General features: G+C 71.0%; 29 protein-coding genes. 7 read left to right on the forward strand and 22 right to left on the reverse strand.

The features are described 5' to 3' along the window. From AB0J09_RS10100 to AB0J09_RS10120, 5 genes are all read left to right on the forward strand, one after another. Positions 1-1,612, forward strand: a 1,612-nt coding sequence (locus tag AB0J09_RS10100; protein WP_360688119.1) for a LuxR C-terminal-related transcriptional regulator, incomplete at its 5' end; no start/stop codon positions are given. Positions 1,613-1,761: 149 nt separating this feature from the next. After that, complete coding sequence (locus tag AB0J09_RS10105) at positions 1,762-2,124, forward strand: YciI family protein (RefSeq protein ID WP_360688122.1); 363 nt, start codon at positions 1,762-1,764, stop codon at positions 2,122-2,124. A gap of 251 nt (positions 2,125-2,375) precedes the next feature. Then, positions 2,376-2,861 carry a phosphoheptose isomerase gene (locus AB0J09_RS10110; protein WP_360688125.1) on the forward strand — a complete coding sequence of 162 codons (486 nt, stop codon included), beginning with the start codon at positions 2,376-2,378 and terminating at the stop codon, positions 2,859-2,861. Next, the gene (locus AB0J09_RS10115) at positions 2,858-3,070 is read left to right on the forward strand and encodes a HypC/HybG/HupF family hydrogenase formation chaperone (protein WP_360688128.1); all 213 of its coding nucleotides are present in this window, start codon (positions 2,858-2,860) and stop codon (positions 3,068-3,070) included. Before AB0J09_RS10110 ends, AB0J09_RS10115 begins: the two co-directional genes overlap by 4 nt. Next, complete coding sequence (locus AB0J09_RS10120) at positions 3,067-3,666, forward strand: SIS domain-containing protein (RefSeq protein WP_360688131.1); 600 nt, start codon at positions 3,067-3,069, stop codon at positions 3,664-3,666. Before AB0J09_RS10115 ends, AB0J09_RS10120 begins: the two co-directional genes overlap by 4 nt. A gap of 26 nt (positions 3,667-3,692) precedes the next feature. On the opposite strand, the gene hypE is transcribed toward AB0J09_RS10120, so the two are convergent. From hypE to AB0J09_RS10180, 12 genes are all read right to left on the reverse strand, one after another. After that, positions 3,693-4,766, reverse strand: a complete 1,074-nt coding sequence (gene hypE, locus AB0J09_RS10125) for a hydrogenase expression/formation protein HypE (protein ID WP_360688134.1) — start codon at positions 4,764-4,766, stop codon at positions 3,693-3,695. After that, positions 4,763-5,917, reverse strand: coding sequence for a hydrogenase formation protein HypD (gene hypD / locus AB0J09_RS10130; protein WP_360688137.1), 1,155 nt, complete (start codon positions 5,915-5,917; stop codon positions 4,763-4,765). Before hypD ends, hypE begins: the two co-directional genes overlap by 4 nt. A 21-nt stretch (positions 5,918-5,938) precedes the next feature. Continuing rightward, the gene (locus AB0J09_RS10135; RefSeq protein WP_360688140.1) at positions 5,939-6,211 is read right to left on the reverse strand and encodes a HypC/HybG/HupF family hydrogenase formation chaperone; all 273 of its coding nucleotides are present in this window, start codon (positions 6,209-6,211) and stop codon (positions 5,939-5,941) included. Next, the gene (locus AB0J09_RS10140) at positions 6,189-6,554 is read right to left on the reverse strand and encodes a hydrogenase maturation nickel metallochaperone HypA (protein WP_360688143.1); all 366 of its coding nucleotides are present in this window, start codon (positions 6,552-6,554) and stop codon (positions 6,189-6,191) included. Before AB0J09_RS10140 ends, AB0J09_RS10135 begins: the two co-directional genes overlap by 23 nt. 125 nt (positions 6,555-6,679) lie before the next feature. After that, positions 6,680-7,477 (reverse strand): hydrogenase maturation protease, encoded by a 798-nt coding sequence (locus AB0J09_RS10145; protein ID WP_360688146.1) that lies wholly within the window; start codon positions 7,475-7,477, stop codon positions 6,680-6,682. Next, positions 7,474-8,349, reverse strand: coding sequence for a hypothetical protein (locus AB0J09_RS10150; RefSeq protein WP_360688149.1), 876 nt, complete (start codon positions 8,347-8,349; stop codon positions 7,474-7,476). The genes AB0J09_RS10145 and AB0J09_RS10150 overlap by 4 nt, the downstream gene beginning before the upstream one ends. Positions 8,350-8,355: 6 nt before the next feature. Beyond that, entirely contained in the window at positions 8,356-8,994 is a 639-nt protein-coding gene (locus tag AB0J09_RS10155; protein WP_360688152.1) for a DUF6084 family protein, read from the reverse strand. Between the two features lie 11 nt (positions 8,995-9,005). Beyond that, complete coding sequence (locus AB0J09_RS10160; protein ID WP_360688155.1) at positions 9,006-9,224, reverse strand: hypothetical protein; 219 nt, start codon at positions 9,222-9,224, stop codon at positions 9,006-9,008. Next, the gene (locus AB0J09_RS10165) at positions 9,221-9,820 is read right to left on the reverse strand and encodes a DUF5947 family protein (protein WP_360688158.1); all 600 of its coding nucleotides are present in this window, start codon (positions 9,818-9,820) and stop codon (positions 9,221-9,223) included. The genes AB0J09_RS10160 and AB0J09_RS10165 overlap by 4 nt, the downstream gene beginning before the upstream one ends. After that, positions 9,817-10,254 (reverse strand): hypothetical protein, encoded by a 438-nt coding sequence (locus AB0J09_RS10170; RefSeq protein WP_360688161.1) that lies wholly within the window; start codon positions 10,252-10,254, stop codon positions 9,817-9,819. Before AB0J09_RS10170 ends, AB0J09_RS10165 begins: the two co-directional genes overlap by 4 nt. 10 nt (positions 10,255-10,264) lie before the next feature. Continuing rightward, complete coding sequence (locus AB0J09_RS10175; protein WP_360688164.1) at positions 10,265-12,070, reverse strand: nickel-dependent hydrogenase large subunit; 1,806 nt, start codon at positions 12,068-12,070, stop codon at positions 10,265-10,267. Positions 12,071-12,086: 16 nt separating this feature from the next. Beyond that, on the reverse strand, positions 12,087-13,133 hold the full coding sequence (locus tag AB0J09_RS10180) for a hydrogenase expression protein HypE (protein ID WP_360688167.1): 1,047 nt from the start codon (positions 13,131-13,133) through the stop codon (positions 12,087-12,089). A 108-nt stretch (positions 13,134-13,241) separates the two neighbouring features. Between AB0J09_RS10180 and AB0J09_RS10185 the strand changes: the two genes are divergently transcribed. Further along, complete coding sequence (locus AB0J09_RS10185; protein ID WP_360688170.1) at positions 13,242-13,757, forward strand: hypothetical protein; 516 nt, start codon at positions 13,242-13,244, stop codon at positions 13,755-13,757. Here AB0J09_RS10185 and hypF read toward each other — a convergent pair. The 9 genes from hypF to AB0J09_RS10230 all read right to left on the reverse strand — a co-directional run bounded on the left by hypF (position 13,733) and on the right by AB0J09_RS10230 (position 24,377). Then, positions 13,733-15,988: a carbamoyltransferase HypF gene (gene hypF / locus AB0J09_RS10190; RefSeq protein ID WP_360688173.1), complete on the reverse strand. Its 2,256-nt coding sequence runs from the start codon at positions 15,986-15,988 to the stop codon at positions 13,733-13,735. The genes AB0J09_RS10185 and hypF overlap by 25 nt on opposite strands. A 116-nt stretch (positions 15,989-16,104) precedes the next feature. Then, positions 16,105-16,830 (reverse strand): hypothetical protein, encoded by a 726-nt coding sequence (locus tag AB0J09_RS10195; RefSeq protein ID WP_360688176.1) that lies wholly within the window; start codon positions 16,828-16,830, stop codon positions 16,105-16,107. A 130-nt stretch (positions 16,831-16,960) separates the two neighbouring features. Continuing rightward, a complete protein-coding gene (locus AB0J09_RS10200; protein WP_360688179.1) occupies positions 16,961-17,638 on the reverse strand; it encodes an alpha/beta fold hydrolase in 678 nt (225 codons plus the stop codon). 94 nt (positions 17,639-17,732) lie between these two features. Continuing rightward, the gene (locus AB0J09_RS10205; protein WP_360688182.1) at positions 17,733-18,008 is read right to left on the reverse strand and encodes a GlsB/YeaQ/YmgE family stress response membrane protein; all 276 of its coding nucleotides are present in this window, start codon (positions 18,006-18,008) and stop codon (positions 17,733-17,735) included. Positions 18,009-18,091: 83 nt separating this feature from the next. Continuing rightward, on the reverse strand, positions 18,092-18,307 hold the full coding sequence (locus tag AB0J09_RS10210; protein ID WP_360688185.1) for a hypothetical protein: 216 nt from the start codon (positions 18,305-18,307) through the stop codon (positions 18,092-18,094). A gap of 98 nt (positions 18,308-18,405) precedes the next feature. Then, complete coding sequence (locus tag AB0J09_RS10215; RefSeq protein WP_360688188.1) at positions 18,406-18,531, reverse strand: hypothetical protein; 126 nt, start codon at positions 18,529-18,531, stop codon at positions 18,406-18,408. Positions 18,532-18,631: 100 nt separating this feature from the next. After that, on the reverse strand, positions 18,632-22,945 hold the full coding sequence (locus AB0J09_RS10220; protein WP_360688191.1) for an HAD-IC family P-type ATPase: 4,314 nt from the start codon (positions 22,943-22,945) through the stop codon (positions 18,632-18,634). 28 nt (positions 22,946-22,973) lie between these two features. Then, the gene (locus tag AB0J09_RS10225) at positions 22,974-23,648 is read right to left on the reverse strand and encodes a hypothetical protein (protein ID WP_360688194.1); all 675 of its coding nucleotides are present in this window, start codon (positions 23,646-23,648) and stop codon (positions 22,974-22,976) included. A 117-nt stretch (positions 23,649-23,765) separates the two neighbouring features. Next, complete coding sequence (locus tag AB0J09_RS10230; RefSeq protein WP_360688197.1) at positions 23,766-24,377, reverse strand: VC0807 family protein; 612 nt, start codon at positions 24,375-24,377, stop codon at positions 23,766-23,768. Between the two features lie 320 nt (positions 24,378-24,697). On the opposite strand from AB0J09_RS10230, the gene AB0J09_RS10235 reads away from it, so the two are divergent. Continuing rightward, entirely contained in the window at positions 24,698-25,294 is a 597-nt protein-coding gene (locus AB0J09_RS10235; RefSeq protein WP_360688200.1) for a TetR/AcrR family transcriptional regulator, read from the forward strand. A gap of 28 nt (positions 25,295-25,322) precedes the next feature. Here the strand turns inward: AB0J09_RS10235 and AB0J09_RS10240 are convergent, their stop codons facing one another. Beyond that, positions 25,323-25,793, reverse strand: coding sequence for a PPOX class F420-dependent oxidoreductase (locus AB0J09_RS10240; protein WP_360688202.1), 471 nt, complete (start codon positions 25,791-25,793; stop codon positions 25,323-25,325). Positions 25,794-25,797: the final 4 nt, after the last annotated feature.

Raw genomic sequence — 25,797 nt, forward strand, 5'->3', positions numbered from 1 at the left:
GGCCGCCGCCGGAGAGCGGGCCGGGCAGCGCGGCAGCCACGCCTCGGCCGCGACCGCGTACGAGCGGGCGGCGCAGCTGACCGTCGATCAGCACCGGAGGGCCCGCCGGCTGGCCGCCGCCGCCGACGCGGCGCTGGGTGCCGGGCAGCTGGCCCGGGCCGGCGCCGCGGCCGATCGGGGCCGGCGCCTGACCGAGGACCCCGTGGTGCTGGCCCGGCTGGCCGCCGTACGGGCCGCGGTCGACTCCGAGCACGGCAACCCGATGCCGGGGGCGCTGATCGACGCCGCCGCCAGCATCGCCCGCATCGCCCCGGCCGACGCCGCGTCCCTGCTCGCGACCGCCGCCGGCGAGTCCTGGTTCGCCGGTGACCACGCCGCGCTGGGGCAGGCCGCGGACCTGCTGGAATCCGTCGTGCCCGGCGACGATCCCGTGGCCGGAGTGGTACGCGGCATGGAACGGGTGGCCGCCGGCGACCCGGCCGCGGGCCTGCTGCTCATGCGCGCCGCCGTCTCGCCGCGCGACGCCATGGACCCGGTCGTCAGTACGTACGCGGTGTTCAGCGCGTTGATGACCGGCGACGACGACGCGGCCTGCGAGTTGGCCGCCGCACGAGTGGCCGCCTGCAGGGAGCAGGGCCTGATCGGCGCGCTGCCGCATGCCCTGCAACTGCTCACCCAGGCGCAGATCCTGCGCGGAAGGTACACGGAGGCGGCGGAGTCGGGCGCCGAGGCCTGGCAGATCGCGCACGACACCGGGCAGGCGGGGCGGCTGCGGCATCTGCACGGCATCCTGGCGTGGCTCGCCGCCGTCGAGGGCGAGGACGAGAAGTGCGTACGGCTCGCGCGGCAAGCCGAGGGCGCCGCCCAGGAACGCCACGGATCCGGGTGGGGCGGTTGCGCGCTCACCCTGCTCGACCTCGTACGAGCCCGGTACGAGGCGGTGGCCGAGCGGATGGCGCGGGTCCTCGACGGCCCGCTCGGCCACACCGTGATCGTCACCTTCGCCATAGCCGACTACGTCGAAGCCTGCGCCCGGCTGGGCGAACCGGACCGGGCAGCCGAGGCGTTCGCCAGGTTCGACGCCTGGGCGGCGGCCAGCAGCCGGCCGTGGGCCGCCGCCGTCGCGCACCGTTGCCGCGCCCTGCTCGCCCCACGCGGCGAGGCCGAGGCGCACTACGACGCGGCGCTCCAGTGGCACGCCCAGGGAGGGCGGGAGTTCGAGCAGGCCAGGACCCAGCTGCTGTACGGCGAATGGCTGCGGCGGGCGCGCCGCCGCAGCGACGCCGGAGCGCAACTGCGTGCCGCGATGGGCCGGTTCGCCGCGATGGGTGCCGCCCCATGGGCCGAACGGGCCCGTACGGAGCTGGCCGCGACCGGTGCCCGCGCCGACATGCCGGAGCTCGGCGTCGAGGCGAAGCCACTCGACGCGCTGACCCCTCAGGAGCTCCAGGTCGTACGGCTCGCCGCCACGGGCGCCACGAACCGGCAGATCGGCGCCCAGCTGTTCCTGAGCCCGCGGACGGTGGGGTTCCACCTGTACAAGGCCTTCCCGAAGCTGGGCATCTCCTCGCGCGCCGACCTGTCGGGCATCGACTTCGGCCGCCCCACCTGAGGGCGCCGTCCTTGACCGCTCTCGTCGTGGTTGTCCAGGCTGGTTTGGAGACCGATGTCGATTCGGCGGGGGGCCGTTCGTATAGCTGGTGAACGCCGGCGCGGTGCCGGCGTCGTCATCACAGAACGTCAAGGGAGGATCTCAGCGAGATGAGGCATTACCTGCTCAGCATCCAGCAGCTCGACGGCGGCCCGCTGGCACCGGAGCTCCTGGAGCCGATCATGCGGGAGGTCGCCGCCTTCGACGAGGAGCTCAAGGCCGCCGGGGCCTGGGTCTTCGCCGGCGGGCTGCACGACGCGGGCGCGGCCGCCGTGGTGCGTCCAGGGAACGGCGAGTCGCTGGTCACGGACGGCCCGTACGTCGAGGGCAAGGAGCATGTCGGCGGCCTGTCCATCATCAAGGCGCCCGACCTGGAGTCCGCGCTGGAATGGGGCCGCAAGCTCGCCCGCGCGACCACACTTCCGATCGAGGTCCGCGAGTTCCAGGGCGAACCGGACGACCACCTGAAGTAGTCGGCCCGCACGTGACGGCGGGGCCTCACGGGGTCCCGCCGCCGCAGCTCACGGCCCGGGATTTCGGAGGATTTATCCGGTAATCCCAGCTTGCCGGCGAGCCGACCCCGAGCCGGGTGGGCCGACATTCAGGGTGGGGCGCGGGCGGGTGAATCTTGCCGGGATCTTGCCGAATCGGTGGCGGAGAAATCCCCATCATCTGTGTCGGCCCACGGTCGAATGGGAGATGTCGTGCATCCGAGGAAGACGGGATGTCGAGAGTGCTCGATCGGGTCCGTGACGCCGCGGGTATGGCGCTGGTGGAAGACGTCGGCGCCGTCATCGAGGCCGCCTCCGACATGTCGGGGCGGTTCGGGCGAGGAGGCAGGCTGCTGGCCTTCGGCCGGGCCGAGGCGGCCGCGGACGCGGCGCACGTGGCGGTGGAGTTCACCCACCCGGTGATCGTGGGCAAGCGGGCGCTGCCCGCGCTCTGCCTGGGCACCGAGCCCTCCTTGCTGCCGATACTGGGACGTCCTCAGGACATCGCCGTGGGGGTCCGGCCCGCCGGTGGCGATCTCGCCGCCGCTCGCGAACTCGGCATGCTGACCATCGCCCTGACGGCGAACGAGGCGTACGCCGAAGCGGATCACGTGCTGTCGGCGCGGAGCGAGGATCCGCTGGTCGCGCGGGAGATCCACATCACGATGTACCACCTGCTGTGGGAGCTGGTCCATGTGTTCCAGGAGGCCGCCGCATGACTGACGACGAATGTGAATCCTGCGTGACGTGCGGCGACGTCGCCGTACAGGTGCGGGTCGTCGGCCTGCTGCCCGCGGGGCTGGCCAGGGCCGACACCGGCGACGGAACCGAGGAGATCAGCGTGGCGCTGGTGGACGCGCGGGTCGGCGACACCGTGCTGGTGCACGCGGGCGAGGCCATCGCCGTGATCGGGAGGGACGGCCAGTGACCGGGACGCTCTATCCGTTCCTGCGGCGCGACCCGCTCGACCTGGCGATGTCCACCGCCGCGAAGGCTCTCGAGAGCCTGGAGCTGCGGCGGCGGGTGCTCGACGAGCTGGAGGAGCCGCTGCTGGCGTGCGCGGCGGCGATGGCCGCCGCATTCCGCGGCGGCGGGCGGCTGTTCACGTTCGGCAACGGCGGCAGCAGCACGGACGCCCAGTCGGTCGCGGCGCTGTTCACCGGGCGTGGCCTGCCCGCGGTGTCACTGGCCTGCGACTCGGCGCTCGTCACGGCGCTCGGCAACGACATCGGCTTCGACGTGGTGTTCGCGCGCCAGCTCGCCGCGCTCGGCGGCGAAGGCGACATCGCCTGCGCGCTGTCCACCAGCGGCGGCTCGGCGAACGTGCTGAGCGGGCTGGCCCAGGCCGGGAGCCAGGGGATGGTGACGGTCGGCTTCGCCGGCTCCGGTGGCGGGCGCATGGCCGAGGAGCGGATGGCCGAGCACCTGTTCGTCATCCCGTCGTCGTCGGTGCACCGCATCCAGGAGGCGCAGGCGACGCTCTACCACGTGCTGGCCGGGCTGGTCTCAGCACATGCGGCGTAGCGTCTCAGCACATGCGAGGTAGCGTCTCAGCAGATGCGGGGTAGCGGGTCGCCCACGAGCACGTCGACCACCCTGGTGCCGCCGAAGGCGGTGCGGAGCAGGACCAGCCCGGCAGGTGCGGCGGCGACGGTGCCGATGATCGCGGCGTCGGAGCCCAGCGGGTGGGAGCGCAGCGTCTCGAGTGCCTGGCCGGCGTGCTCGACGTCGACCACCATCACGAAGCGGCCCTCGCAGGCCACGTAGAGCGGGTCAAGGCCGAGGAGCTCGCACACGCCGGTGACCTCCGGACGTACCGGGATCTGCTCCTCCTGCAGCACGACGGCCACCTCCGACGCGCGGGCCACCTCGTTGAGCACCGTGGCCACCCCTCCCCGGGTGGCGTCCCTCAGCGCCCTGAGGTGCTGCGGCAGCACCTTCAGCAGCTCGGCGACGATCCCGTGCAGGGGAGCCGTGTCGGAGGTGATCGGCGCCTCGATGCCGAAGTCGTCCCTGGCCAGCATGATGGCGGCGCCGTGCTCGCCGATCGGGCCCGACACGATGACGGCGTCCCCCGGCTGCGCCCGCGTGGCCGACAGCGTGACCGGCTGCTCGACGAGCCCGACTCCGGCGGTGGTGATGTAGCAGCCGTCGGCCTTGCCGCGCTGCACGACCTTGGTGTCGCCGGTGACGATCGTCACCTCGGCCGCCGCCGCGGCCGCGGCCATCGAGTCGGTGATGCGCCGCAGGTCGGCGACGGGGAAACCCTCCTCCAGGATGAAGCCCGCCGACAGATGGACCGGCCGGGCCCCGCACATGGCCAGGTCGTTCACGGTGCCGTTGACGGCCAGGTCGCCGATGTCGCCGCCGGGGAAGAACAGCGGCGACACCACGTAGGAGTCGGTGGTGAAGGCTATCTGGTCGTCCCCGAGCCGCAGGAGCGCGCCGTCGTCCAGGGGCGCGAGCAGCGGGTTGCGGAACGCCTCCAGGAAGACGGCCTCGATCAGGGTCTGCGTGGCCTTGCCGCCGGCGCCGTGGGCGAGCGTGATGCGCTCTTCCCTGATGACGGGCTTGCGCCGCCGTATGCGCTCGATGCGGTCGAGCACCTGCTGTTCGCGGCTCATGCCGGGCTCGCCTCCTCCGCCAGCGGCCGGCGAGCCGCCGCACGCATCTGCTCCCGGCTGAAACGCCCGAAGTTGTAGTACGCGGCACAGGCGCCTTCCGAGGACACCATGCAGGTGCCGATAGGCGTCTCCGGGGTGCACGCGGTGCCGAACACCTTGCACTCCCACGGCTTGAGCACACCCTTGAGCACCTCGCCGCACTGGCAGGACTTGGGGTCGGCCACGCGCACGCCGGGCAGCTCGAAGATCCGCTCGGCGTCGAAGGAGGCGTACTCGTCCGCCATGGCGAGGGCGGAGTGCGCGATGAACCCGAGCCCGCGCCACTCGAAGTGCGGCCGCAGCCGCATCACCCGGCCGATGGCCGACAGCGCGATCTGGTTGCCGTGCCAGGGCACCACGCGCGCGTACTGGTTCTCCACCTCGCAGCGGCCCTCGGCGAGCTGGCCGAGCAGCATGTGCACGGAAGCGAGGATGTCCAGCGGCTCGAACCCGGCGACCACCATCGGCTTGCCGTAGTCGCGGGCGATGAACTCGTACGGCTCGCAGCCGATCACCGCCGAGACGTGGCCGGGCCCGATGAACCCGTCGAGCCGCAGGTCCGGCGAGTCGAGGATGGCCTTGATCGCCGGAATGATCATGACGTGGTTGCAGAAGACGGAGAAGTTGGCCAGGCCCTCCTCCGCGGCCCGCAGCACGGTCATGGCGGTGGAGGGCGCGGTGGTCTCGAACCCGATGGCCATGAACACGACCCTGCGGTCCGGATTGGCCCGCGCGATCTTGAGCGCGTCCAGCGGCGAGTACACCATCCGGATGTCGGCCCCCGCCGCCTTGGCGTCCAGGAACGAGCCCGCGCCGCCGGGCACCCGCATCATGTCGCCGAAGGACGTCATGATCACGTCCGGCTGGCGGGCGATGTGGATGGCGTCGTCCACCCTGCCCATCGGGATCACGCAGACCGGGCAGCCCGGACCGTGCACGAGGTTCACCTCGGGCGGCAGGTGGTCTTCCAGGCCGTGCTTGTAGATGGTGTGCGTGTGGCCGCCGCACACCTCCATGAACGTGTACCGGCGGCCCGGCCGGCAGCGCGCGGCGATCTGCGCGGCGAGTGCCCGCGCCCGGTCCGCGTCGCGGTACTCATCGACGAACCGCATCAGAGGTCCCCTCACCCGATCTCACGCGATGTCCGAGGCACGCAGCGCGTCGAGCTCGTCCGCGTACGGTTGCCCGAGCCCCTCCAGGTAGTCGAGCACGGCCTGCGCCTCCTTCTCGGAGATCTTGGACAGCGCGAACCCGACGTGCACGAGCACCCAGTCGCCCGGCACGAGCGGCTCGTCGGCGAGCAGGCCGATGTTGATACGCCTGCGCACTCCGCTGACCTCCACCACGGCCAGGTCCTCGTGCTCGGCGACGCGTTCGACGAGCTCACCGGGGATGCCGAGACACACCGGGCACCTCCTCGCCGAAGGTGACGGACTCCAGGACCAGCTCGTCGCCGCCGCTGATGTCGACGTCGTCACCGCCGCAGACGGGGCAGACGGCCAGCGTGTCGACCGATTCGGAGAGGCTGCCGCAGGTCTCGCAGCGCACTGTCATCGGCGTGATGACGAGCTCCACCGCGGCGTCCTGCACCGCCGTGCCGGCCGCGGCCATCGTGAACGCCTGATCGAAGGCGTCGTCCACGACGGCGTGCCGGGCGCCGACGCGTACCCGGGCGGCCGTGACCCGCCTGCCTCCCGCCCGCTGCTGGATCAGCTCGACGAGGCCCTCGCACATCCCGATCTCATGCATGCCGACCTACATTCGTTCCATCTTCATGTACCGCCGGATGTCCGGCCATTGGTGGACGATCAGCGCCGCCAGCCCACAGAGGACGAGCAGCGTCACCACGCGCGATTTCCACATCTCACATCACCTCACCGGGGTGCCGGATCGCGGGAGCCCGGAACGGTGCTTTCCGCAATCATTTCCATAACCAGGGACTTCACAAGGCTCGCCGCCTCGCCGACCATCGCCTGCACCGGCTCGCTCAGCTCGAACGGCGCCTCCTCGACCGCCGTCGGCTCGCAGCAGACGACCCGCACCAGCGTGGGGAGCCTGCCGAGCTGGCGGGCCAGCCGCAGGACCCTGACCGGGTCCATGCCGTGCGTCTCCACCAGCGTGTCGCTCTCGTCCGGCAGTTCGGGCTCGAGAACGGTGAGCGTGCCAGGGACCTGGCCGCGCGCCGCCGCGTCCACGAAGACCACGCCCGCGTAGTCCCGTTGCAGGGCGTAGGCCAGGTCCATGCCGCGGATGCCGAAGTCGACGACGTCCACGCCCGGGATGGGCGGCTCCTCGGCCAGGCGGCGGACCACCTCGACCCCGAACCCGTCGTCTCCCAGGAACACGTTCCCGATCCCGGCGACCAGGACGCGGGTGGGGCTGTCGAGGGGCTCGATCTCCTCGACGGAATAGAAGAACCGGTGTCCGGGCAGCCGGGCCTCGCCCAGGTCGCGCCCGGGATCGTCGTCGAGCGTGACCGCGACGTGGAAGGCGCCCTCGTCGTCCTGCTCCACACTCTCCACCACCGCCACGCGGCCGTCGAGCACGAGGTCGAAGACATCAGCCTGGCTCCGGGGCCGCAACCGGACCCGGCTTCCCGGCCCGACCGGCACGCCTGCGACGACCACCTCGTCAGGGCCGCGGCCCTCCATCTGCTCCCAGAATTCGTTCATGGCTCCGTCCTGTGCATGATGCCGTGCAGCCGCATCAGCTCCTCGGGCGTGAGGGCTTCACAACGGTCGAGGATCTCCCGGGCGCGCGGGTCCCCGTCACGGATCTCATGTCGCTCCTCGTCGCTGAGGGCGAGCACGCTGAGTGTGAGAAGCTGGTCGATCTCGGTCGCGTCGAACAGGTCGCCGGGGCTCTCCGGCGCGATTTTCGGGTTGTCGTACAGGATGATCGGTGAGGACAGGACGGTGTCCTGCCCGACGAGCACCGGCCAGGCGCCGACGTTGTCGCAGCCCGCCGCACAAGCCCGCAGTTCCTCGGGCGGGTCCATGAGCGAGACGAACCGGGCGTCCGGCGTGTGCAGCACGGTGTGCGCGGAGACCAGCGTGCGCTGCATGGCCTCGTCGCGGGTGCCTCCGTGCCAGGGCGTCGTGTTGACCACCTCGGCTGTGATCTGGAACAGGCCCGGCCGCAGCAGCCGCGCGCTCACCTCGATCCGGCCGCACAGCGCCTCCCAGCCGCGCACCACTCCGGAGCCGCGCCGCAGCCCGTCAGGAATGTCGATCTTCGTGATGACGGGGCCGGACAGCAGCTCGTCCAGGACGAGGCCCGGCACGTTCACCTCGCGCTCCTGCGCCTCCTGGCCGGGCGGGTTGCGGGTCACGACGTGCAGGAAGCGCACGCACACGTCCACGGTGTCGCCGGGCTCGGCTTCGAGCAGGCACTCGGTACGCATCAGCCACGGACTGCCGAACCCCTCTGGGTGGATGCCGCCGATCGTCCAGCGATGCCGGTTCTTCAGCGCCGACTCCCGGTACGGCCACAGCAGGTAGCCCTCGTACAGCACCGCCTGCGCGATCTGCCTGACATGGTCCATGCGAGGTCAGCCTCCGCTCGTCTCCAACAGCGACCGCACCGCGTCGTCCCAGCCGAGCAGGGTGTGCCGCACCCGGTGCGCGTACAGGCGGTCGAACGTGTCGCGCTCCAGCCGGATCCAGGCGGTGCGCGGGAAGTGGCGGTCCATGAGCTCCCTCCACACCTCCACCGGCATGCGGAAGTCCGCCTCGGTGTCCCACGGCAGGTGGGCGGCCTGCAGGCGTTCCTCGTCCAGGTAGAAGACGGTGCCGGTGAACAGGAACAGCAGCGGCACCTCGCCGTCGGGTAGACCGTGCAGGTATTTGGCCGCGGCCACGTCGAAGTCATAAGTGCAGGGGACGGTGATCTGCGTGGTGGTGCTCCCGGCGAACGCGGGAACGTGGGTGACCGTCTGCGTCCACAGCAGGCTGGAGAGGTTGCGCGCCCAGCTCTCGGGCCGGCCGAACAGCTCGGCGAGCCGCTCCCGCGCGTGCTCGTCGTAGCCGCGGCCGGTGGCGTCGATGCGGACCTGCGTGGCCAGCGTGAGCGCGCGGATCGGAGCGTCCGCGTCCAGGTGGAGCAGGAAACGCAGCGCGGGCGCGACAGCGGGCTCCGCCGCTTCGGCGCCGCGCACCTCGATCCGCAGCGCCGGTGATGTCGATGGCATCGTGATCGAGGTCAGGCGGGCGACAGGTTCGGCATGTCGGGATCGATCGGTTCGTGCATGCCGGGGTTGATGCCGGTCGAGCGCCTGGCCGTGGAGCGGCCGTCGGGCAGGTGCCCGTCCTGCTTGTCGTAGTTGCCGCTCTCGTTGCCCTCGTGCACGCCTTTGACGTGGGCGGGGGTGTCGGGGCGGACGTCCGCCCGGCCTGTCTTGATCGTCGTCTTCTTTCTCACGCCGTGCTCCTGTCACTGAGGTCGGTGAAGAATCGGTTGATGTGCTCGCGTACGTCCTGGCCGCCCGTCAGTCCTCGCCACCGGGTACGGATGGCTCCGACGAGCGCGTAACAGTCGTCCACCGGCACGATCCAGGCGCCGCGATCGCGGTCGGCGAGCAGGGCCTCGACGTCGGGTTCCAGCTGCTGGAGCACCGGGTTTTCACGCCGCAGGCGCTCCCAGGCGGGCTGGTCGACGGGCGCCTGCACCGCCCCGGCCGGGCTCGGGTAGTACTGCTTCGGTAGCCCGGTGTCCGAGTCGTGGATCACGAACACGGTGCGCACCGGCGTCCGCAGGCCGGCCCAGGTCTCCTCGTCCAGGCTGAGGCCGCTCAGCCGGCGGCGGCGCTCCGGCACCAGCCTGTAGTGCCCGCCGCCGGCCGCCGCGTGGTCGAACAGCACCTGGCAGGCGCGGCACGCGCAGCGCAGCTCGCGTGCCGGCAGCTCGAGCAGGTGACGGTGGGTTGCGGGCAGCGGCTCGCCGCACAGCTCGCAGTCCTGTGCCTGATGTGGCCGCTCACGTGGCCGCGAGGCGAGCCGGCGCAGCAGGCCGGTCATGTCGCCCGGACCCGCCGGACGGCCAGGCTCTCGACCGGGATCAGGGCCGTGTCCGCGAACTCGATCTCGACCCGTTCGATCTCCGGGGCCGCGTCCTGCACCGCCTGCCGCATGGCGGCCGTGGACGAGCGGCAGGCGCCCGCACGCAGGCGCAGGCGTACCAGGTCCTCCTCGACGGCGAGGACGTCGGCCGAGCTGCCGGCGAGCGCCGTCTCCACCCGGGCCCGCGTGTCCAGCGGGTGCAGGTCGTGCAGCAGGAGCAGCGGCGAGACCAGCTCGTCCGCGGCCAGGTGCGCCGCCGCCTCCTCGCCCACGATGGTCATGACCCGTGCCAGGCCCTCGCCGTACAGGGCGAGCAGCTCGCCGACGAGCTCGGTCGTGGCCGGGTCGGCCTGCTCGAGCAGGGACTCGATCCTGTCGATGCGCTCGTTCATCCGCCCTCCCCTAGCCGGAGAAGCTCGCGCCGAACGTGGGCGAGTGCACCTGCTTGAGCACCTTGCCGTCGCCCAGGTACATGTGCACCCCGCAGGGCAGGCAGGGGTCGAAGCTGCGCACGGTACGCATGATGTCGATGCCCTTGAACGAGTCGGCGCCGTTCTCCTCGAAGATCGGCATGCCCTGCACCGCGTCCTCGTACGGGCCCGGCGTGCCGTACATGTCACGCGGGCTGGCGTTCCACGGCGTCGGCGGGTACGGATGGTAGTTGGCGATCTTGCCGTCGCGGATCACCATGTGGTGCGAGAGCACCCCGCGCACCGCCTCGTGGAAGCCGACGCCGATCGCCTCGTCCGGCACGTCGAAGTCGGTGAACACCTGCGTGCGCCCGGCCCTGACCTCGGACATCGCCTGCTCGAGGAAGTACACCGCCATCGCCGCCGCGTACGCGACGAAGTAGGCGCGGGCGCGGTTGCGCTCGATGGTGTTCGCCCAGCGCGGGATCTTCCACTCCAGCCGCATCTCCGGCAAGGAGGCGCTCTTGGGCAGGTTGATCTCCACGCTCTCACCGGTGGAACGGACCGTGCCGGTGTCGACGAGGCGGGCGAGCGCCGTGGACCACAGCCGGGCCAGCGGGCCGCCGCCGGTGTCGAGCGCCAGATGGTCGCCGGTGCGCGCGTCGTACCAGCGGGGGCTCATCACCCAGCTGTAGTTTCCGCCCTCCAGGTCGCGCTTCTGCGGCTTGGGCAGGGTCGTCTGGTTCCACGGGTGGCGCTGGTCCACCGGGTTGCCGAGTGGGTCGTGGGTGACGAACGTCTCCTCGGACTGCCAGTCGTCGTAGTACGAGCTGCCCAGCAGGATCCTCATGCCGAGGTTGATGTCCACCAGGTTCGTGGTCAGCAGCTCGCCGTCCAGGACGATGCCCGGCGTGACGAACATCCGGCGGCCCCAGCCGTTCATGTTGCGGTAGTCGTAGTCGACCACCGCCGGGTCCTGGAAGGAGCCCCAGCAGCCGAGCATCACCCGCCTGCGGCCGACCTCCTCGTAGCCGGGCAGCGCCTCGTAGAAGAAGTCGAAGATGTCGTCGTTCATCGGGACGGCCTTCTTCACGAAGTCCAGGATCTTCAGCAGCCGCGCCATGTAGTCGGTGAACACCTGGGGCGTCGCCACCGTGCCCACGCCGCCCGGGTAGAGCGTGGACGGGTGCACGTGCCTGCCCTCCATCAGGCAGCACATCTCCCTGGTGATCCTGCTCACCTGCAGCGCCTCCCGGTAGAGGTCGCCGCTGAACGGGTTGAACGCGCGCATGATGTCGGCGATCGTCCGGTAGCCGTGGATGCCGGCGTTGGGCGCCTGGGTCGTCTCGGCCCGGCGCAGCAGGCTCGGGTTGGTCTCCTTGACCATCTGCTCGCAGTAGTCGACGAAGACCAGGTTGTCCTGGAAGAGCGTGTGGTCGAACATGTACTCGGCCGCTTCGCCCAGGTTGATGATCCACTCCGCCAGCGGCGGAGGCTTGATCCCGTAGGCCATGTTCTGGGCGTAGATCGAGCACACCGCGTGGTTGTCGCCGCAGATGCCGCAGATGCGGCTCGTGATGAAGTGCGCGTCACGCGGGTCCTTGCCCCTCATGAACACGCTGTAGCCGCGAAACAGTGACGAGGTGCTCCTGCACTCGACGACCTCGCGATTCTTGAAATCGATCTTCGTGTAGATGCCCAGGTTCCCGATGATCCTGGTGATCGGGTCCCAGGACATCTCCACCAGCTCGCGGGCCTCGCCCGCGCGCTTCTTGGCCGGCTCCGTACGGATTGCCACCTCGCCGCTCTCCCTCTTAACCGTTTCCCCAGCGCGGGTCGAACCCGCTGGTCAGCCTGCGGCGGTTGTGGCGCCACTTGGGCTCCTTGTTCGCCGCCTTGTTGGTGATCGCGCGAAGACGGCGGATCAGTCGGCCGTACGAGCTGCTGAGCGCCACCGACACCGCCGCGCCGGGGGGTTCGTCCATGAACGGCATGAACTTGTCGGGGAAGCCGGGCATCGTGCACGCGATGCAGATGCCGCCCACGTTGGGGCAGCCGCCGACGCCGTCCATCCAGCCCCGCTTGGTGACGTTGCAGTTGACCACCGGGCCCCAGCAGCCGACGCGCACCAGGCACTTGGGGGAGTTGTAGTCACCGGCGAAGTCGCCCTGCTCGTAGTAGCCCGCCCGGTCGCAGCCCTCGTGCACGGTCTTGCCGAACAGCCAGGTGGGGCGGAGCATGTCGTCCAGCGGGATCGTCGGCGCCATGCCGGCGGCCTGGTACAGCAGCCAGGTCAGCGTCTCCATGAAGTTGTCCGGCTGGACCGGGCAGCCGGGCACGTTGACGATGGGCAGGCCGCCGGCCGAGCGGAAATCGCGGCCCAGGTAGTCGGACAGCCCCATGCAGCCGGTCGGGTTGCCGGCCATCGCGTGGATGCCGCCGTACGTCGCGCAGGTGCCGATCGCGACGACCGCCCACGCCTTGGGCGCGAGCCGGTCGATCCACTCGTTGACCGTGATGGGCTCGCCGGTCGCCGGATCGTTGCCCATCGACGTCCAGTAGCCGTCGCCGTTGATCCTCTCGTTCGGGATGGAACCCTCGACGACGAAGATGAACGGCCCCAGCTCGTCCTTGTGTGCCTGGTGGAATGGGGCCATGAAGGCGTCGCCCACCTCGGCGGCCAGCACCTTGTTGTGCAGATGCACCTTGGGCAGTCCCGGCACGAGCCCGAGGAGGACGTCCTCGAGACTCGGCAGTGTGGCGGCGGTGACCGAGACGGTGTCACCGTCGCAGCTCATGCCCTCCGAAGTCCACAGGATGTGCACTTCTTCCAGGGAAGTCGGCATTTGCGTGGTTGTCATGGCCCAAGCCCCCTTATCGGCCCTGTAGAGGTTTAGGTCCCCATACATTTGGTATCCGACCTGCGACTCTACGTAGCGGACATACCGTGTTGAGGAGGGTTGTAAACCATGACCCAGACCCTGCCACCCCGTACCGGCCCATACGAGGACCTGCGGGAACGCGTAGCCGTCCGGCCTCGGCGGTCTCTGCCGCGCGCCGGCGCGCGGGGAATGATCGGCGCCATGGCGATGTCCGGGCTCCGGCAGTTCACGACGTCGATCGGACTGGTGGGGAAGGTGCCGCCCGAGTCCGTGCTCGAACGCACCGTCCCCAGGCTCGTCCGGCAGGTGCCCCGCCAGCAGCGCCCGGCCATCGTCGAGCTGACGCATTGGGGGTACGGCGCGTTCGGAGGGGTGCTGTTCGGGCTGCTGCCTTCCAGGGTGCGCGGCCGCCCATGGGCGGGGCCGATCTACGGGGCGGCGTTCTGGGCCGTCTTCGAGGCGGCCATCGCACCCGCGCTCGGCCTGCCCCGCCATCCCCGCACCGCCGTGGAACGGCTCGCGCTACTGGCCGACCATCTCCTGTACGGGATCGTGGTCGGCGCCTCGCCCTGGCCTCATCAGGAGAAACCTGCCGAGGACTGATCGCCGTACGACCGGAGCCGGTCACGGGCGGCGGCCACGGTCACCTGGCCGAGGCTGATGCCGCCGTCGTTGGCCGGCACGCCGGTGTGGGTGAGCACCCGGAAGCCCGCGTCGCTCAGTCGTTCCACCGTGCGCCGGAGCAGCAGCAGGTTCTGGAAGACGCCACCGGACAGCGCCACCGTCGCCAGCCCTGTGTCCTCGCGGAGGATGCGGCAGCAGCGCACGATGAGATCGCTCACGCCGTTGTGGAAGCGGGCGGAGATGACGGCCGGGTCGGTGCCCGCGGCCAGGTCCGCCGCGGCCGCCCGTACCAGGTCCGCACCGGTCACGACGAGATCGGCGGAAATGGCCGCCGGGTAGGCGTCCCGCTCGGCGGGGTCGGCGAGCTGCTCCAGCTCGATCGCGGCCTGCCCCTCGTAGGTGATCGTGTCCCGCACGCCGAGCAGCGCCGCCACGGCGTCGAACAGGCGGCCCGCGCTCGAAGTCACCTGCGCGCTGCCCAACAGCGAGGTCACGCTCGCCCACCACCGCTCGTTGCGCCGGGCCACGGCCAGCGCCTCACCGTCGCCGTCCAGGTACGCGGCGGCCATGCGCCAGGGCTGCCGGATCGCCGCGCTGCCGCCCGGCATCGGCACAGGCGCCAGATGGCCGGCTCTCTCGAACGACGCCAGGTCGGCCAGGAGGAACTCGCCGCCCCACAGGGTCCCGTCGAGTCCGTAGCCGAGCCCGTCGAACGCGACGCCGATCACGCGGCCGTGCTCGCCGTTGTCGGCCAGGCAGGAGGCGATATGCGCGTGGTGGTGCTGCACGGCGGTCAGTTCGACGTCCAGCAGGCCCATGGCGTGCTTGGTGGACAGGTACTCCGGATGCAGGTCGTGCGCGACCACCTCCGGGCGCACGCCGAAGAGTGTGGCGAAATGCTCGATTCCTTCGACGTAGGACCGGAGGGTCTCGTAGTTCTCCAGGTCGCCGATGTGCGGGGAGAGGAACGCGTGACGCCCCTTCGCCAGGCAGAACGTGCTCTTCAGCTCGGCGCCGCAGCCCAGAATATGCCGGGGCGCCTCCCGGGGCAGTGTGAAGGGGCGGGGAGCGTGGCCGCGCGATCTCCGCAAGATCATGCCTTTTCCCCGGAAAGGGCGTACCACCGAGTCGTCGGCACGGAGGTGGATGGGCCGGTCGTGCGTGAGGAACGCGTCCGCGATGCCGCCGAGCCGGTCCAGGGCGTCGCGGTCGTCGTACGCGATGGGCTCGTCCGAGGTGTTGCCGCTGGTCAGCACGATCGGGGCGCCCGTGGCGGCGAGCAGCAGATGGTGCAGCGGCGTATACGGCAGCATCAGCCCGAAGTCGCGGCTGCCCGGTGCGACCGCGCTCGCCACCGCCGCCTCCGCGCGGCGCGGCAGCAGCACGATGGGCCGCGCGCGATCGGTCAGCAGCGCCGCCGCCACCGCGTCCACCTCGCACAGCCGCCGGGCCTCGTCCAGGTCGGCGACCATGACGGCGAACGGCTTGTCCGAGCGTCGCTTGCGCCGCCGCAGCTCGGCGGCGGCGCTCTCGTCGGAGGCCGGCACCGAGAGGTGGTAGCCGCCGATGCCCTTCACCGCCAGCACTCCGCCCGCCCGCAGCACTCCGGCGGCGCCGGCCAGCGGATCGCCCTCGGCGCCCAGCAGTTTCAGCGTGGGACCGCAGGCGGGGCAGCAGATGGGCTGGGCGTGGAAGCGCCGATCGGCCGGATCGTGGTATTCGGCGAGGCAGTGGCCGCACATGTCGAACCCGGCCATCGTGGTCAGCGGCCTGTCGTACGGCATCGCCCGCACGATCGTCAGCCTCGGCCCGCAGTTGACGCAGTTGACGAAGGGGTAGCGGTAACGCCGGTCAGCGGGGTCGGCCAGCTCGGCCAGGCAGTCGGCGCAGGTGGCGATGTCGGGCGACACCAGCGTGCGAGACGTTCCCGGCGGGGCACTCTCGACGATGAGGAACCGGCCGCCTGCCCGCGTCGCGCGGGTGGTCGAGCTGACGGTCACGCGTTCGATCGAGGCCAGCGGGGGCGCGTCGCTTTCCAGGCGTACCAGGAACTCGCCGATCTGGTCGCGGCCGCCCTCCAGCTCGACGAAGACGCCGTGGGCGTCGTTGCCGACCCGTCCCGCCAGGCCCAGGCGCGTCGCCAGCCCGTGCACGAACGGCCGGAAGCCCACCCCTTGAACGACGCCCTCGACCCGTACCCGAACCCCCATCGGGTCAGTCTGCAACGAAACCCGCACGGACTGAATCACCCTGACCGGCACGTCGGCGACGAGCCGGCGGCGCCGGACGAGGTCTTCGCCCGGGCCGACGGCTTGGGAAACGCCGGTCAGACGCGGGAGACGAGCGACCAGCCCTTGTTGGCGGGGGAGAAGGCCACGTTGTGGATCGTCCAGCCGTTCGCGGCGAATTTCTTCATCGTCTGGAAGCACTCGTTGTCGATGCCGCGGGTGTAGAAGGCGTTACCGGCCACGACGGCCCAGCCGCCGGTGTAGGGGAAGGCGACCCGGGTCACGCGGTGCCCGGCCCGCGACATCTCGCGCATCTTCTGGTAGCACGCCTCGTCGATGTTGCGGGCGAAGAAGCCCTTCGTACCGACCACGACCCAGCGATTGCCGCCCGCCGGAGGGAAGGCGACGTGCACGACCTGCTGGCCCGCCTTGTAGTACGAGAGGATCCGCTGGTAGCACTCCTCAGGGATGTTGCGGGCGAACAGCGTACGGTCGCCGGTGATCACCCAGCCGCCTCCAGGGGCGAAGGCGACGCAGTGGATCCTGTTGCCGTCCGCGATCATCTGCTTCAGCTTGGCGAAGCACTCGTCGGGGATGTTGCGCGCGAAGTAACCGCCGTTCTGCGTCACGATGACCCAGCCGTTGGACGGCGTGAACGAGAACGAGGTGATGCCGGAGGCCGCCAGCTTGCCCATCTTCTTGTGTGCCTCGTCCGGAATGCGGCGGTTGAAGAAATGGCCGCCGGCGGCTTCCGCCGGGCCGGCGATTCCCAGGGTGGCCAGCCCGGTGGCGCCGGTCAGCGCGAGAAACCCTCTCCGGTCCATGTCAAACTCCTCTTACAGATTGTGGATGCGCGTGCCAGTTCGGCCGCATCTGGGAGAGGATGCCATGATCTCGTGAGTTTTGCACCCGTTCGTCCGTTGTCTGACCAGATGGCGCGCTGGCCGGCCGGTTTCACGAGAGAAAGGCGCTCACCGCGGCGATGAACGCCTCCGGCCGGTCCCTGTGGACGTGATGTCCGACCGGAATCGTCGTCATATGCCCGTCGGGTACGAGCTCCGCTATCCGAGCGAGCTCATCTTGCGGCAACCGGCTCTGCTGGCCCCCGGCGATGACCAAGGTGGGGGCCGTGATGTGCTTGAGCAGGTCCCAGTAGGTGGGATCGGGTTCGTTGCGCTGGCGGTAGATGGCGGCGACGGCGTTCCAGTCGAAGGGCGCGTCGGGGTCGGGGTCGTCCGGCAACGTTCGTGGCGGGTTCGCCGCCACCGGTGGCGGCGGCTCCTCCAGGACGAGCCGGTCCACGCGCTCGGGATCTTCGCCCGCCAGGAGCCAGGAGACGACCGCTCCGAGCGAATGCCCGATCAACGTCACCTTGGCCAGCTCCAGCGCGTCCAGGGCGGCACGCACGTCGTCGCGCATCAGCTCGAACGAGTACTCGCCGGCCCGGTCGCTGCTCCCGTGCCCGCGCAGGTCCACCGCGTAGACGCGATGCGTCCCGGCCAGCACGGGCGCCACGACGTCCCAGGCGGAGCCGCTCTCACCGAGTGAGTGCAGAAGGATCACCGGCGGCGCCGACGCCGCTCCCCATGTGCTGAAGGCCAGCCGCAGACCGTTCACCTCAACTGTGTCCATGTCCACAGTCTCGCAGCGGCAGGCGACTCGGCACCTGTTCGAGTAGCCGCGAACGGCCACGGGGAGGTGACCGTGGCCGTTCGGAACGCTGCCGCTACTCGCGCCGCCGCTTGCCGCCGTACAGGCCGACCGACAGTGACACGCCCAGAGCGGCCAGGGCGATCTGGATGCCGAGCTCGATCCAGTCGACACCGCGGGTGTCGGCGACTCCGAGAGCGGCGGCGATCGCGGTGCCGACCAGCGCCGCGATCACGCCGATCACGATCGTCAGCCAGATGGGAATGCGCTGGCGGCCTGGGACGACCAGCCGTCCCAGGGCGCCGATCACGATGCCGATGATGAGGCCGGAAATGATGCCAGTGATCTCCACGCTGAACTCCCCGGAAACTCGGTGGTCCGCCTGTCCTGCACAACGAACGCGGCCGCGGCGGTGGTTCCTGCGTCAGGGCCCGATCACGACCCGGGTGTGTCCGTGGGCTCGGCCTGCATCATCAGCAGCACGCCCGGCGCGTGCGTGCGGCGGGCGACGGAGAAGGCGTTGTCGATCCAGGCGGCCTTGCGCGCCTCGAACTCGGCCAGCCGCTCCTGCGGGCGGTCGCCGCCGGGCAACCGGCTCCACGGCACCAGGTCGTTCTCGTTGCCGACCACGTGCACCGTGGCGAAGACCACACGGGCCCGGGTGAACAGTACGTTCTCCCGGTGGTCGCGGTGGTGTGGGTCGCACGCCCATCGGGTGCCCGCCGAGCGTGCGTCCCGCGGCGGGGCCTTCAGGCGAGACGGAGACCCGCCGGCTGGATGATCGACGCGGCAAGACTCTGGATGAAGCGCGTGATCAGCGCCTCAAGAAGCATCATGGCGGCCTTGGCAAGCAGGGAGGCCAGGAACTCGGACAACTCTCTACCTAACTGACGAAACTACACTTAACGTCATATTTGGGTAGGAAGGTGTATATACGGTCACACTTCAGGTGTCTATTCGGTGAACAACCTATGACTACTCCGGACCCGGCCGTTCGATCATCGCCGCCAGCACGGCCGCGACCACGGCGCACCCCAGCCCGATGCCCCAGCCGATCGGCCCGACCGGACGGCAGCCGAAGAGCTGACTGAGCCCGGGCACCGAGACGATCACACCCAGCGCGGCCAGGGACGACACCGCGGCGAGCACCACTATACGGTCCCGCCCGCCCAGCGCCAGGGTCTGCATCAGCTGGGCCGACACCAGGCCGATGAGCCCCACTGTGTCAGCCCGCCCGCGGGTGCCGGTCATCCGCGCGAGCAGCCACGCCGCGCCCGCCGCGACGGCCGTCGTGATGGCGCGCAGGTAGATGTCCCGGGTCAGGGCGGCGCCGAGCGAGGCCTCGGGTCCCTCGGCGAGCAGCCTCTCGGGGCTGGCGGCGCTGGGCGGCCGGACGGCCACCGCCATGGCGGGCAACATGTCGGTGAGCATGTTGACCAGCAGGAGCTGGCGGGCGTTCAGCGCGCTCCGGCCGGTGAGCAGGCTGGATCCCAGCGTGAAGGCGATCTCTCCGACGTTGCCGCCGAGCAGGATGCCCAGCGCGTCGCGGACGGAGGCCCACATGGCCCGGCCCTCGACGATCGCGTCGATGATCGTCTCGATGCGGTCGTCGACCACCACGATGTCGGCGGCGGCCCTGGTGGCGGGGGCGGCGTGCGAGCCGAGGGCGACGCCCACGTCGGCCAGCCGGATCGCGGGCACGTCGTTGGCGCCGTCGCCGGTCACGGCCACGACGCTGCCGGCCTTACGCAGGCAGGTGACGATCCGCGCCTTGTGCTCGGGCGTGACCCTGGCGAACACCGCCACCTTCGTCAGCGCCTCGGCCAGCGCGTCGTCATCGAGCACCTCGAGCTCGGGGCCGGTCATGACGCGCAGGCCGTTCAGCGCACCGGTCTCCGCGGCGATGGCCTCCGCCGTGCTGGGGTGGTCGCCGGTGAGCATGACGACGCGTACGCCGGCCCGGATGAGCCCCTCCACGCTCCGCTTGGCCGTCGGGCGCACCGGATCGGCCAGGCCGATGAACCCGAGGAAGCACAGGCTCTCGATACGGGACTCGTCGAGGTCGGCGCGGCTGGAGGCGGGACGTTCGGCGACGGCGAGCACGCGGTAGCCGCGCAGGGCGAGCCGGTCCACCTCCTGCTCCAGCTGCCGTCTGATCTGATCGTCCAGCGGGACCTTCTCCCCGTCGATCGCGATGCTCGTGGAGCGGGTGAGCACGATCTCGGGAGCGCCCTTGACGCTCAGCAGCTGTCCCGACTCGGACCGGCCGAGCACGGCGTGGTAGCCGCGGGCCGGTTCGAAGGGCAGCTCGTCCACGCGCTGCCACGTGCGCAGCCCGTACCGCGGCGTGACGCCGAGCTTCCCCGCGCCCTCCACGATCGCGCGGTCCGTCGGGTGCGGGATGGCGCGCCCGCCCTCGAACCTGGGCCCGGCGCGCAGCGCGGCGCCGACGATGGCCCTCAGTTCGGGCGTGGCCTCCTCCACCACCTGGTCGACCCGCCCGTTCGACACACAGCGCAGGCTGATGTGACCCTCCGTGAGGGTGCCCGTCTTGTCGAAGCAGAGCACGTCCACCCGGCCGAGCGCCTCGATCGTGGACGGGTTGCGTACCAGCGTGTTGTGGGCCGACAGCCGCTTGGCGGAGGCGAGCTCGGCCACGGTGGCGATGAAAGGCAGCCCTTCCGGGACCGCCGCGACCATCATGCTCACCGCGGGGCCGACCGCCTGCGACAGCGGCGAGCCGCGGAGCAGCTCGACGACCATCAGGACCAGGCCGGAGCCGAGGGCGGCCGGGAGTATCCGGCGGCTCAGCGTGCGCAGGCGCAGCTCCACCCCGCTCGGTGGCGGCCGTTCCTGGGACAGCCTGGCGGTTCTGCCCGCCTCGGTCGCATCTCCCGTGGCCACCACCACGGCGAGACCGTGCCCCGCCGCGACGGTCGTCCCCTCGTACACCATCGAGATGCGGTCCGCGACGGCGGGCGCCGCGGTCGGCGCGTCTGTCTTGGTGACGAGCTGGGACTCCCCGGTGAGGGGGGACTCGTCGATCTCGAGTCCGTGCGCCTGGATGAGCCTCCCGTCAGCCGGTACGGCATCGCCGGCCCGCAGCTCGATCACGTCCCCGGGCACCAGGGAATCGGCGTAGGCCGCCACGGCGCCGGTGGGGCGGCGTATGCGTACCCGGACGGCGGTGGTCTCGGTGAGGTCGTGCAGCGCCCGGTCGGCGCTGCGCCGCTGGGCGCCGCCGAGCAGGGCGTCCACCCCCATCACGCCGCTTATCAGCACGCTGTCGAGCACCGAGCCGACCGCCGCCGACACGCCCGCCCCGGCGGCCAGCACCGGGGTCAGCGGGTTGGCCAGCTCGTGCACGGACGCGCTGATCAGGGACTGCGGACCGGTGACCACCGGACCCGCCGGAGCCGTCCTGCGATGCTCGGCCTCGGCCTCGGTCAGCCCCTCTGGCGAGGTACGGAGCCGGGCCAGGACGTCGCGGGCCGCCATGGCGTGCCAGGGCGTGTGGTCGGCGCGGACCGGCGCGGGACCCCGTCCGGCGCTACGGCCCGCCCACTCCCCGGCCACGAGGGCGCCGAGCGACGTGCAGTCACGCGCCAGGTTGGCGCGTCCGACCGCGGCCGTGGCCGGGCCGAGGAACGCCAGCCCCGCCCCGGCGATCGAGCCGGCCGCCGCCACCCACACACTCCGGACACTCGCCTTCCTGGCCGACGGCAGGCACTGGAGCAGCAGGTACGCGCCCTCGAGCGCGCCGATCACGTCGGCGTCCCACGGGACCCTGCGCACCCCGTCGAGCACGCCGATGCCCAGGTCGGCCTGGCGCAACCCGCGCCGGCCGCGCTGGGACACCACGGCCACGGCGTGCCCCTCGGACTGCAGCGCCCGTATGGACGAGACCAGCCGGTTCCCGCTCTCGACGACCCGCTCCACGCCCAGCCGCCGGGCGAGGGCGGAGTCCCCGCCGGCCAGGATCACGTCGCACGTCGCCTTAGGGGCCGCGACCAGGGCCTCAGCGAGCGGATGCAGCTCGCGGGCCAGGCGGACCAGGGCGATCGGGGTCCCCTCCCGCGCCACCTCGACTGACCGGACTCCCTCTTCGGGCGTCTCCGCGCGGGGCTCGGCGCTCCACCCGTCGCGCTCCCGCCGGGCCGAGGGGTCGGTGAGGTCGAGGAGCGTGTACAGCCGGGCGTGCAGATCCTCCAGGTCCACGTCGGGAGCGAGCGGCACGACGCCGTCGATCGTCCACGCGCCCGTGGTGAGGACGGCGGCGTCGAGTACGACGGCGTCGATGCGGTCCATGCGGTAGAGGGCGTCGCGGTCGAGCACGATCGTGCCACGCCCGGCGAGGCAGCGGACGACGGCGCTGGTGAAGGCGTCCCTGCCGATGGTCGCGGCCTTGGGGATGCCGGCGATCAGCACGGACAGGCCACGCTGCTGGTCGCGGCTGAGCACCGTGGTGATGCCGTGCCCGGCCAGTGCCGCCGCGCTGGCCGCGTCGGCGTAGCGCTCCACCGGCCCGCGGGGCAGCGGGACCGGGCGCGGGGCCACGGCGATCCTGGTGTGACGGTACGCCCCCGCCCCGGCGGCGAACTCCTCCTCCCGCAGCTCCCACGCCCGGGACCCGGCACGCGAGGCGGCGAACCGGCCGGCCGCGGCGATGGAGTCGATCAGCAGCGACGTGGGACGCATGGCCAGCGTGTACGTGACGAGCCTGGTCATCGTCATCAGCGCGTCCGCGCCCGGCTTGCCGATCCGCTCCTCCAGCTCCCTGCGGACCCGCGGGGTGTTCTCGGCCAGCGCGAGGAAGCTGGGGACCGCTGTGGACAGCCTCGGGACGCGAGCCAGCTGGCCGGCCAGGGCCAGCCCGGTGCCGGCCAGGTGCAGGCCGAGGCTCACCGCGGCGCGGGCCTGCTGCTCCGCGCCGTCCAGCGCACGAGGAGGGGTGGGTCTACCACCCCCCTCGCCCTCGCTCTCACCGGGTTCGTCGAGCTCATCTACGACGGCGACGTACTTGTCCAGGTCGGTCGTCGCAGCGTCGCAGGCCACGAACACGTAGCCGAGCGCCCCGTTCACCTCGGCGCGCGGGGCTCCGAGGGCACGTAGCCGCTCCTCCAATACCCGGGCGGGCCGCTCGGTCCGCGGCCCGCCGATGTTCCGCAACTCGATTCGAACCCCGCCGGGGCACGGCTGTACCCGGCGGGAGCGCGGGAGGATGCTCCTTATCGGTTCGGGGAGCATATTGAGCAGCGTGTCAGCACTGAGCAGGCCGAACAACGCCATGTGGCCTCCCGTCTACGGCGTCGCGGCTTCACCTGCTCGGTGAGGTGCTCTTTCGCCTGCTGGTTGAGCTGGAAGTCGAGGTGGTCTTTCTGGTGGTGGCCTTGCGCCCGCCGGCCCCGGCGGTGGTCGTGGTGGTCTTGCGCCCGCCGGCCCCGGCGGTGGTCGTGGCTGTCCCGCGCCGGGTGGTTGTTGGCTTGGCTGCCGTGGTGGTCGAGGGCTTGGCCGCTGCAGTGGTCTCGCGCCGGGTGGTTGTGGGCTTGGCCGCCGCAGTGGTCTCGCGCCGAGTGGTCGTGGCCCGTCCGCTCGGCGTCGAAGGCTTGGCTGCCCTGGCGGTCGCGCGTGGCCGGCCGAACGCGGGTGCCCCCTGCCGCCGCTGCGCGATGATCGTTCCGGCGCCGATGGCGGCTGCCACGGGCCACTCGAGCACGCCGAAAGCCGCGAGCGCGCCGAGCGCCCCGTAGTAGGCCATGCGCTCGCGCGACGGGAGGAACGTCCGGGCGACGTCCACATAGTGGCCGAGCTCCTGCTTGCTGAGGCCCGGCATCTCCATGTGCGGCATGTGCGGCATCCCGATGTGCGGCATCTCAATGTGCGGCAGCCGGACGTCCGGCTGGCGAACCTGAATGCTGAGCATCGGCAGGTCCAGCGTGAACTGCTTCTTACCGTTGGACGTGGCAGTGGTGCGCCGCTGCGCATCAGCCATGACCCCTCCTCCAGGACGAGGAAACCTGTATGTCTCCCTATCCACCACCAGGCCCTTTATTCTGGACAGGAGGAATTTGAAGGTTTTTGCCGACCTAAATTTGGTGCAACGTAACAGCTACCTGACCGCCTTCTCCGCCCGCCGCTTGCGATAGAGGAGGGTCCAGGCCATCAGTACGACGATCGTGCCCAGTTGCAGGGCGGTGGACACGCCGGTCATGACGTCGAGCGGGATGCTGTAGATCAGCGGCAGCCGGACGAGCGCCTCTGCCAGCGCTCCGGCGCCCCAGACCAGGGTGATGGTGGTGAAGACGCGCCTGAACTCGGGCCGCGCCTGCCAGAGACGGGCCCATTCGGCCAGCTTGTCGTGGTCCTCCGCGTTCAACCGGCGCATCAGCGCGTACATGAGGGGGCGCCCCACCAGGCAGGAGCCGAGCAGGAGCAGGCCGAGCAGCCCGGAGACGATCGACTCCTTGGCCAGGACCAGGCGCGGGTCGCCGGTGAGCGCCGCCAGGACGATCGCCACGCCGAAGCCCGCCGCCACGAGAGCGGCCAGGCCGTCGAAGCGGCGCAACCGGGCGGCCACGATCGCGATACGGAGCAGCGCGGCGAGCCCACCCAGCAGGAGGGCGGGCATCTGGTCCAGGCCGACGGCCCGGCAGACGTAGTAGACGGCGACGGGCAGCACCACGTCGGCGAGAACTCCCTTGATCAGAGCGGACCGGTTCATCAGGACTCCTTGGGTGTGACGAAGACAGGGTCGATCGACAGGCGGAGGTGGATGACGCCGTTGGCGATCTCGAATGGCATGTGGGCGCCGAAGGCGTCGACGGCTGTCCAGGTCACGTGCGTGGGTCATGAACGGGTCGGGGTCGCTGAACAGGCCATAGGTGAAGCCGCGGTTGAGGCCCGTGCGGATGTCGTCGAGCTGTGTGGCCATGAAATCACTCCCTGCGGACTTGGCGTACCTTATTAGGGGACGTCTCGTACCGTACTCGGGATGGGCCTAGGATGCAATAAGGGACGGTCCGGACCGTAGGGAGGTCGTGCGTGGTCAGCGAGATCCAGGACAAGCGTTCGCGACGGCGGGGAGCCGAACTGGAGCAGGCGATCCTGCGGGCGGCGCTCGACGAGGTGGCCGAGGGTGGCTACGCCCGGCTCACCATGGATCGTGTCGCGCAGCGCGCGGGCACCAACAAGACGGCGATCTACCGGCGCTGGCCGAGCCGAGCCGCGCTCGCCCTGGCTGCCCACCGCGAGTTCGTGGCCCAGCCCGCCACTCCGCCCGACACCGGCCACCTGCGCTCCGACATGCTCGAGCTGCTGCGGGGGGCGGCCGCCAGGATGAGCTCGCCGGTGGGCGGCGAGATCCTCCGCGGGGTGATGTCGGAGCTGCACCAGCAGCCCGAGCTCAGGCAGCAGCTGCGCGACGAGCTCGCCCAGGAGCCGGGCACGATGATGACCATCCTGGCCAGGGCCGTGGCCCGCGGCGAGGCCAGGCCGGAGTCACTGCTGCCACGCGTCGCGACCGTGCCCGTGGCGCTGCTGCGTAACGAGTATCAGATGAGCTTCGTCGGCGAGATAGCCGACGAAGCGCTCATCGAGATGGTGGATCAGGTGTTCCTGCCGCTGGTGCGGCCCCGCTGACGTCGCCGCGACGACCGCACGGACTGATCTACTGTCCGGAGACCAGGCGGGCGGGGAAGCCGCCGGTCGCGATGGGACCCCAGGCGTCGATGTGGATGCGGATCAGCGACTTGTCCTGGCGGCGCATGGCGGCGCGGTATTCATCCCAGTCAGGGTGCTCGCCCGAGATGCACCGGTAGTACTCGACGAGCCCTTCGAGGGCGTCGGGCATGTCGAGGACCTCGGCGTGGCCGTCGACCTGGACGTACGGGCCGTTCCAGTCGTCGGACACCACGCAGATCGACACGCGCTCGTCACGGCGGGCGTTGCGCGCCTTGGCACGGTCGGGGTAGGTGGAGACCACGATCCGGCCATCCTCGTCGACCCCGCAGGTGACGGGCGAGAGCTGCGGCCGCCCGCCCCTGCGGCTGGTGGACAGCAGGCCGTGGTGCCTGGGGCGGAGGAAATCGAGTAGTTCGGGCAGGTCTACGCGACGGGCAGTAGCGACGTTCGGAGCCATCTCA

It is taken from the genome of Nonomuraea sp. NPDC049784 (genome assembly GCF_040659615.1).
GTDB lineage: Bacteria > Actinomycetota > Actinomycetes > Streptosporangiales > Streptosporangiaceae > Nonomuraea.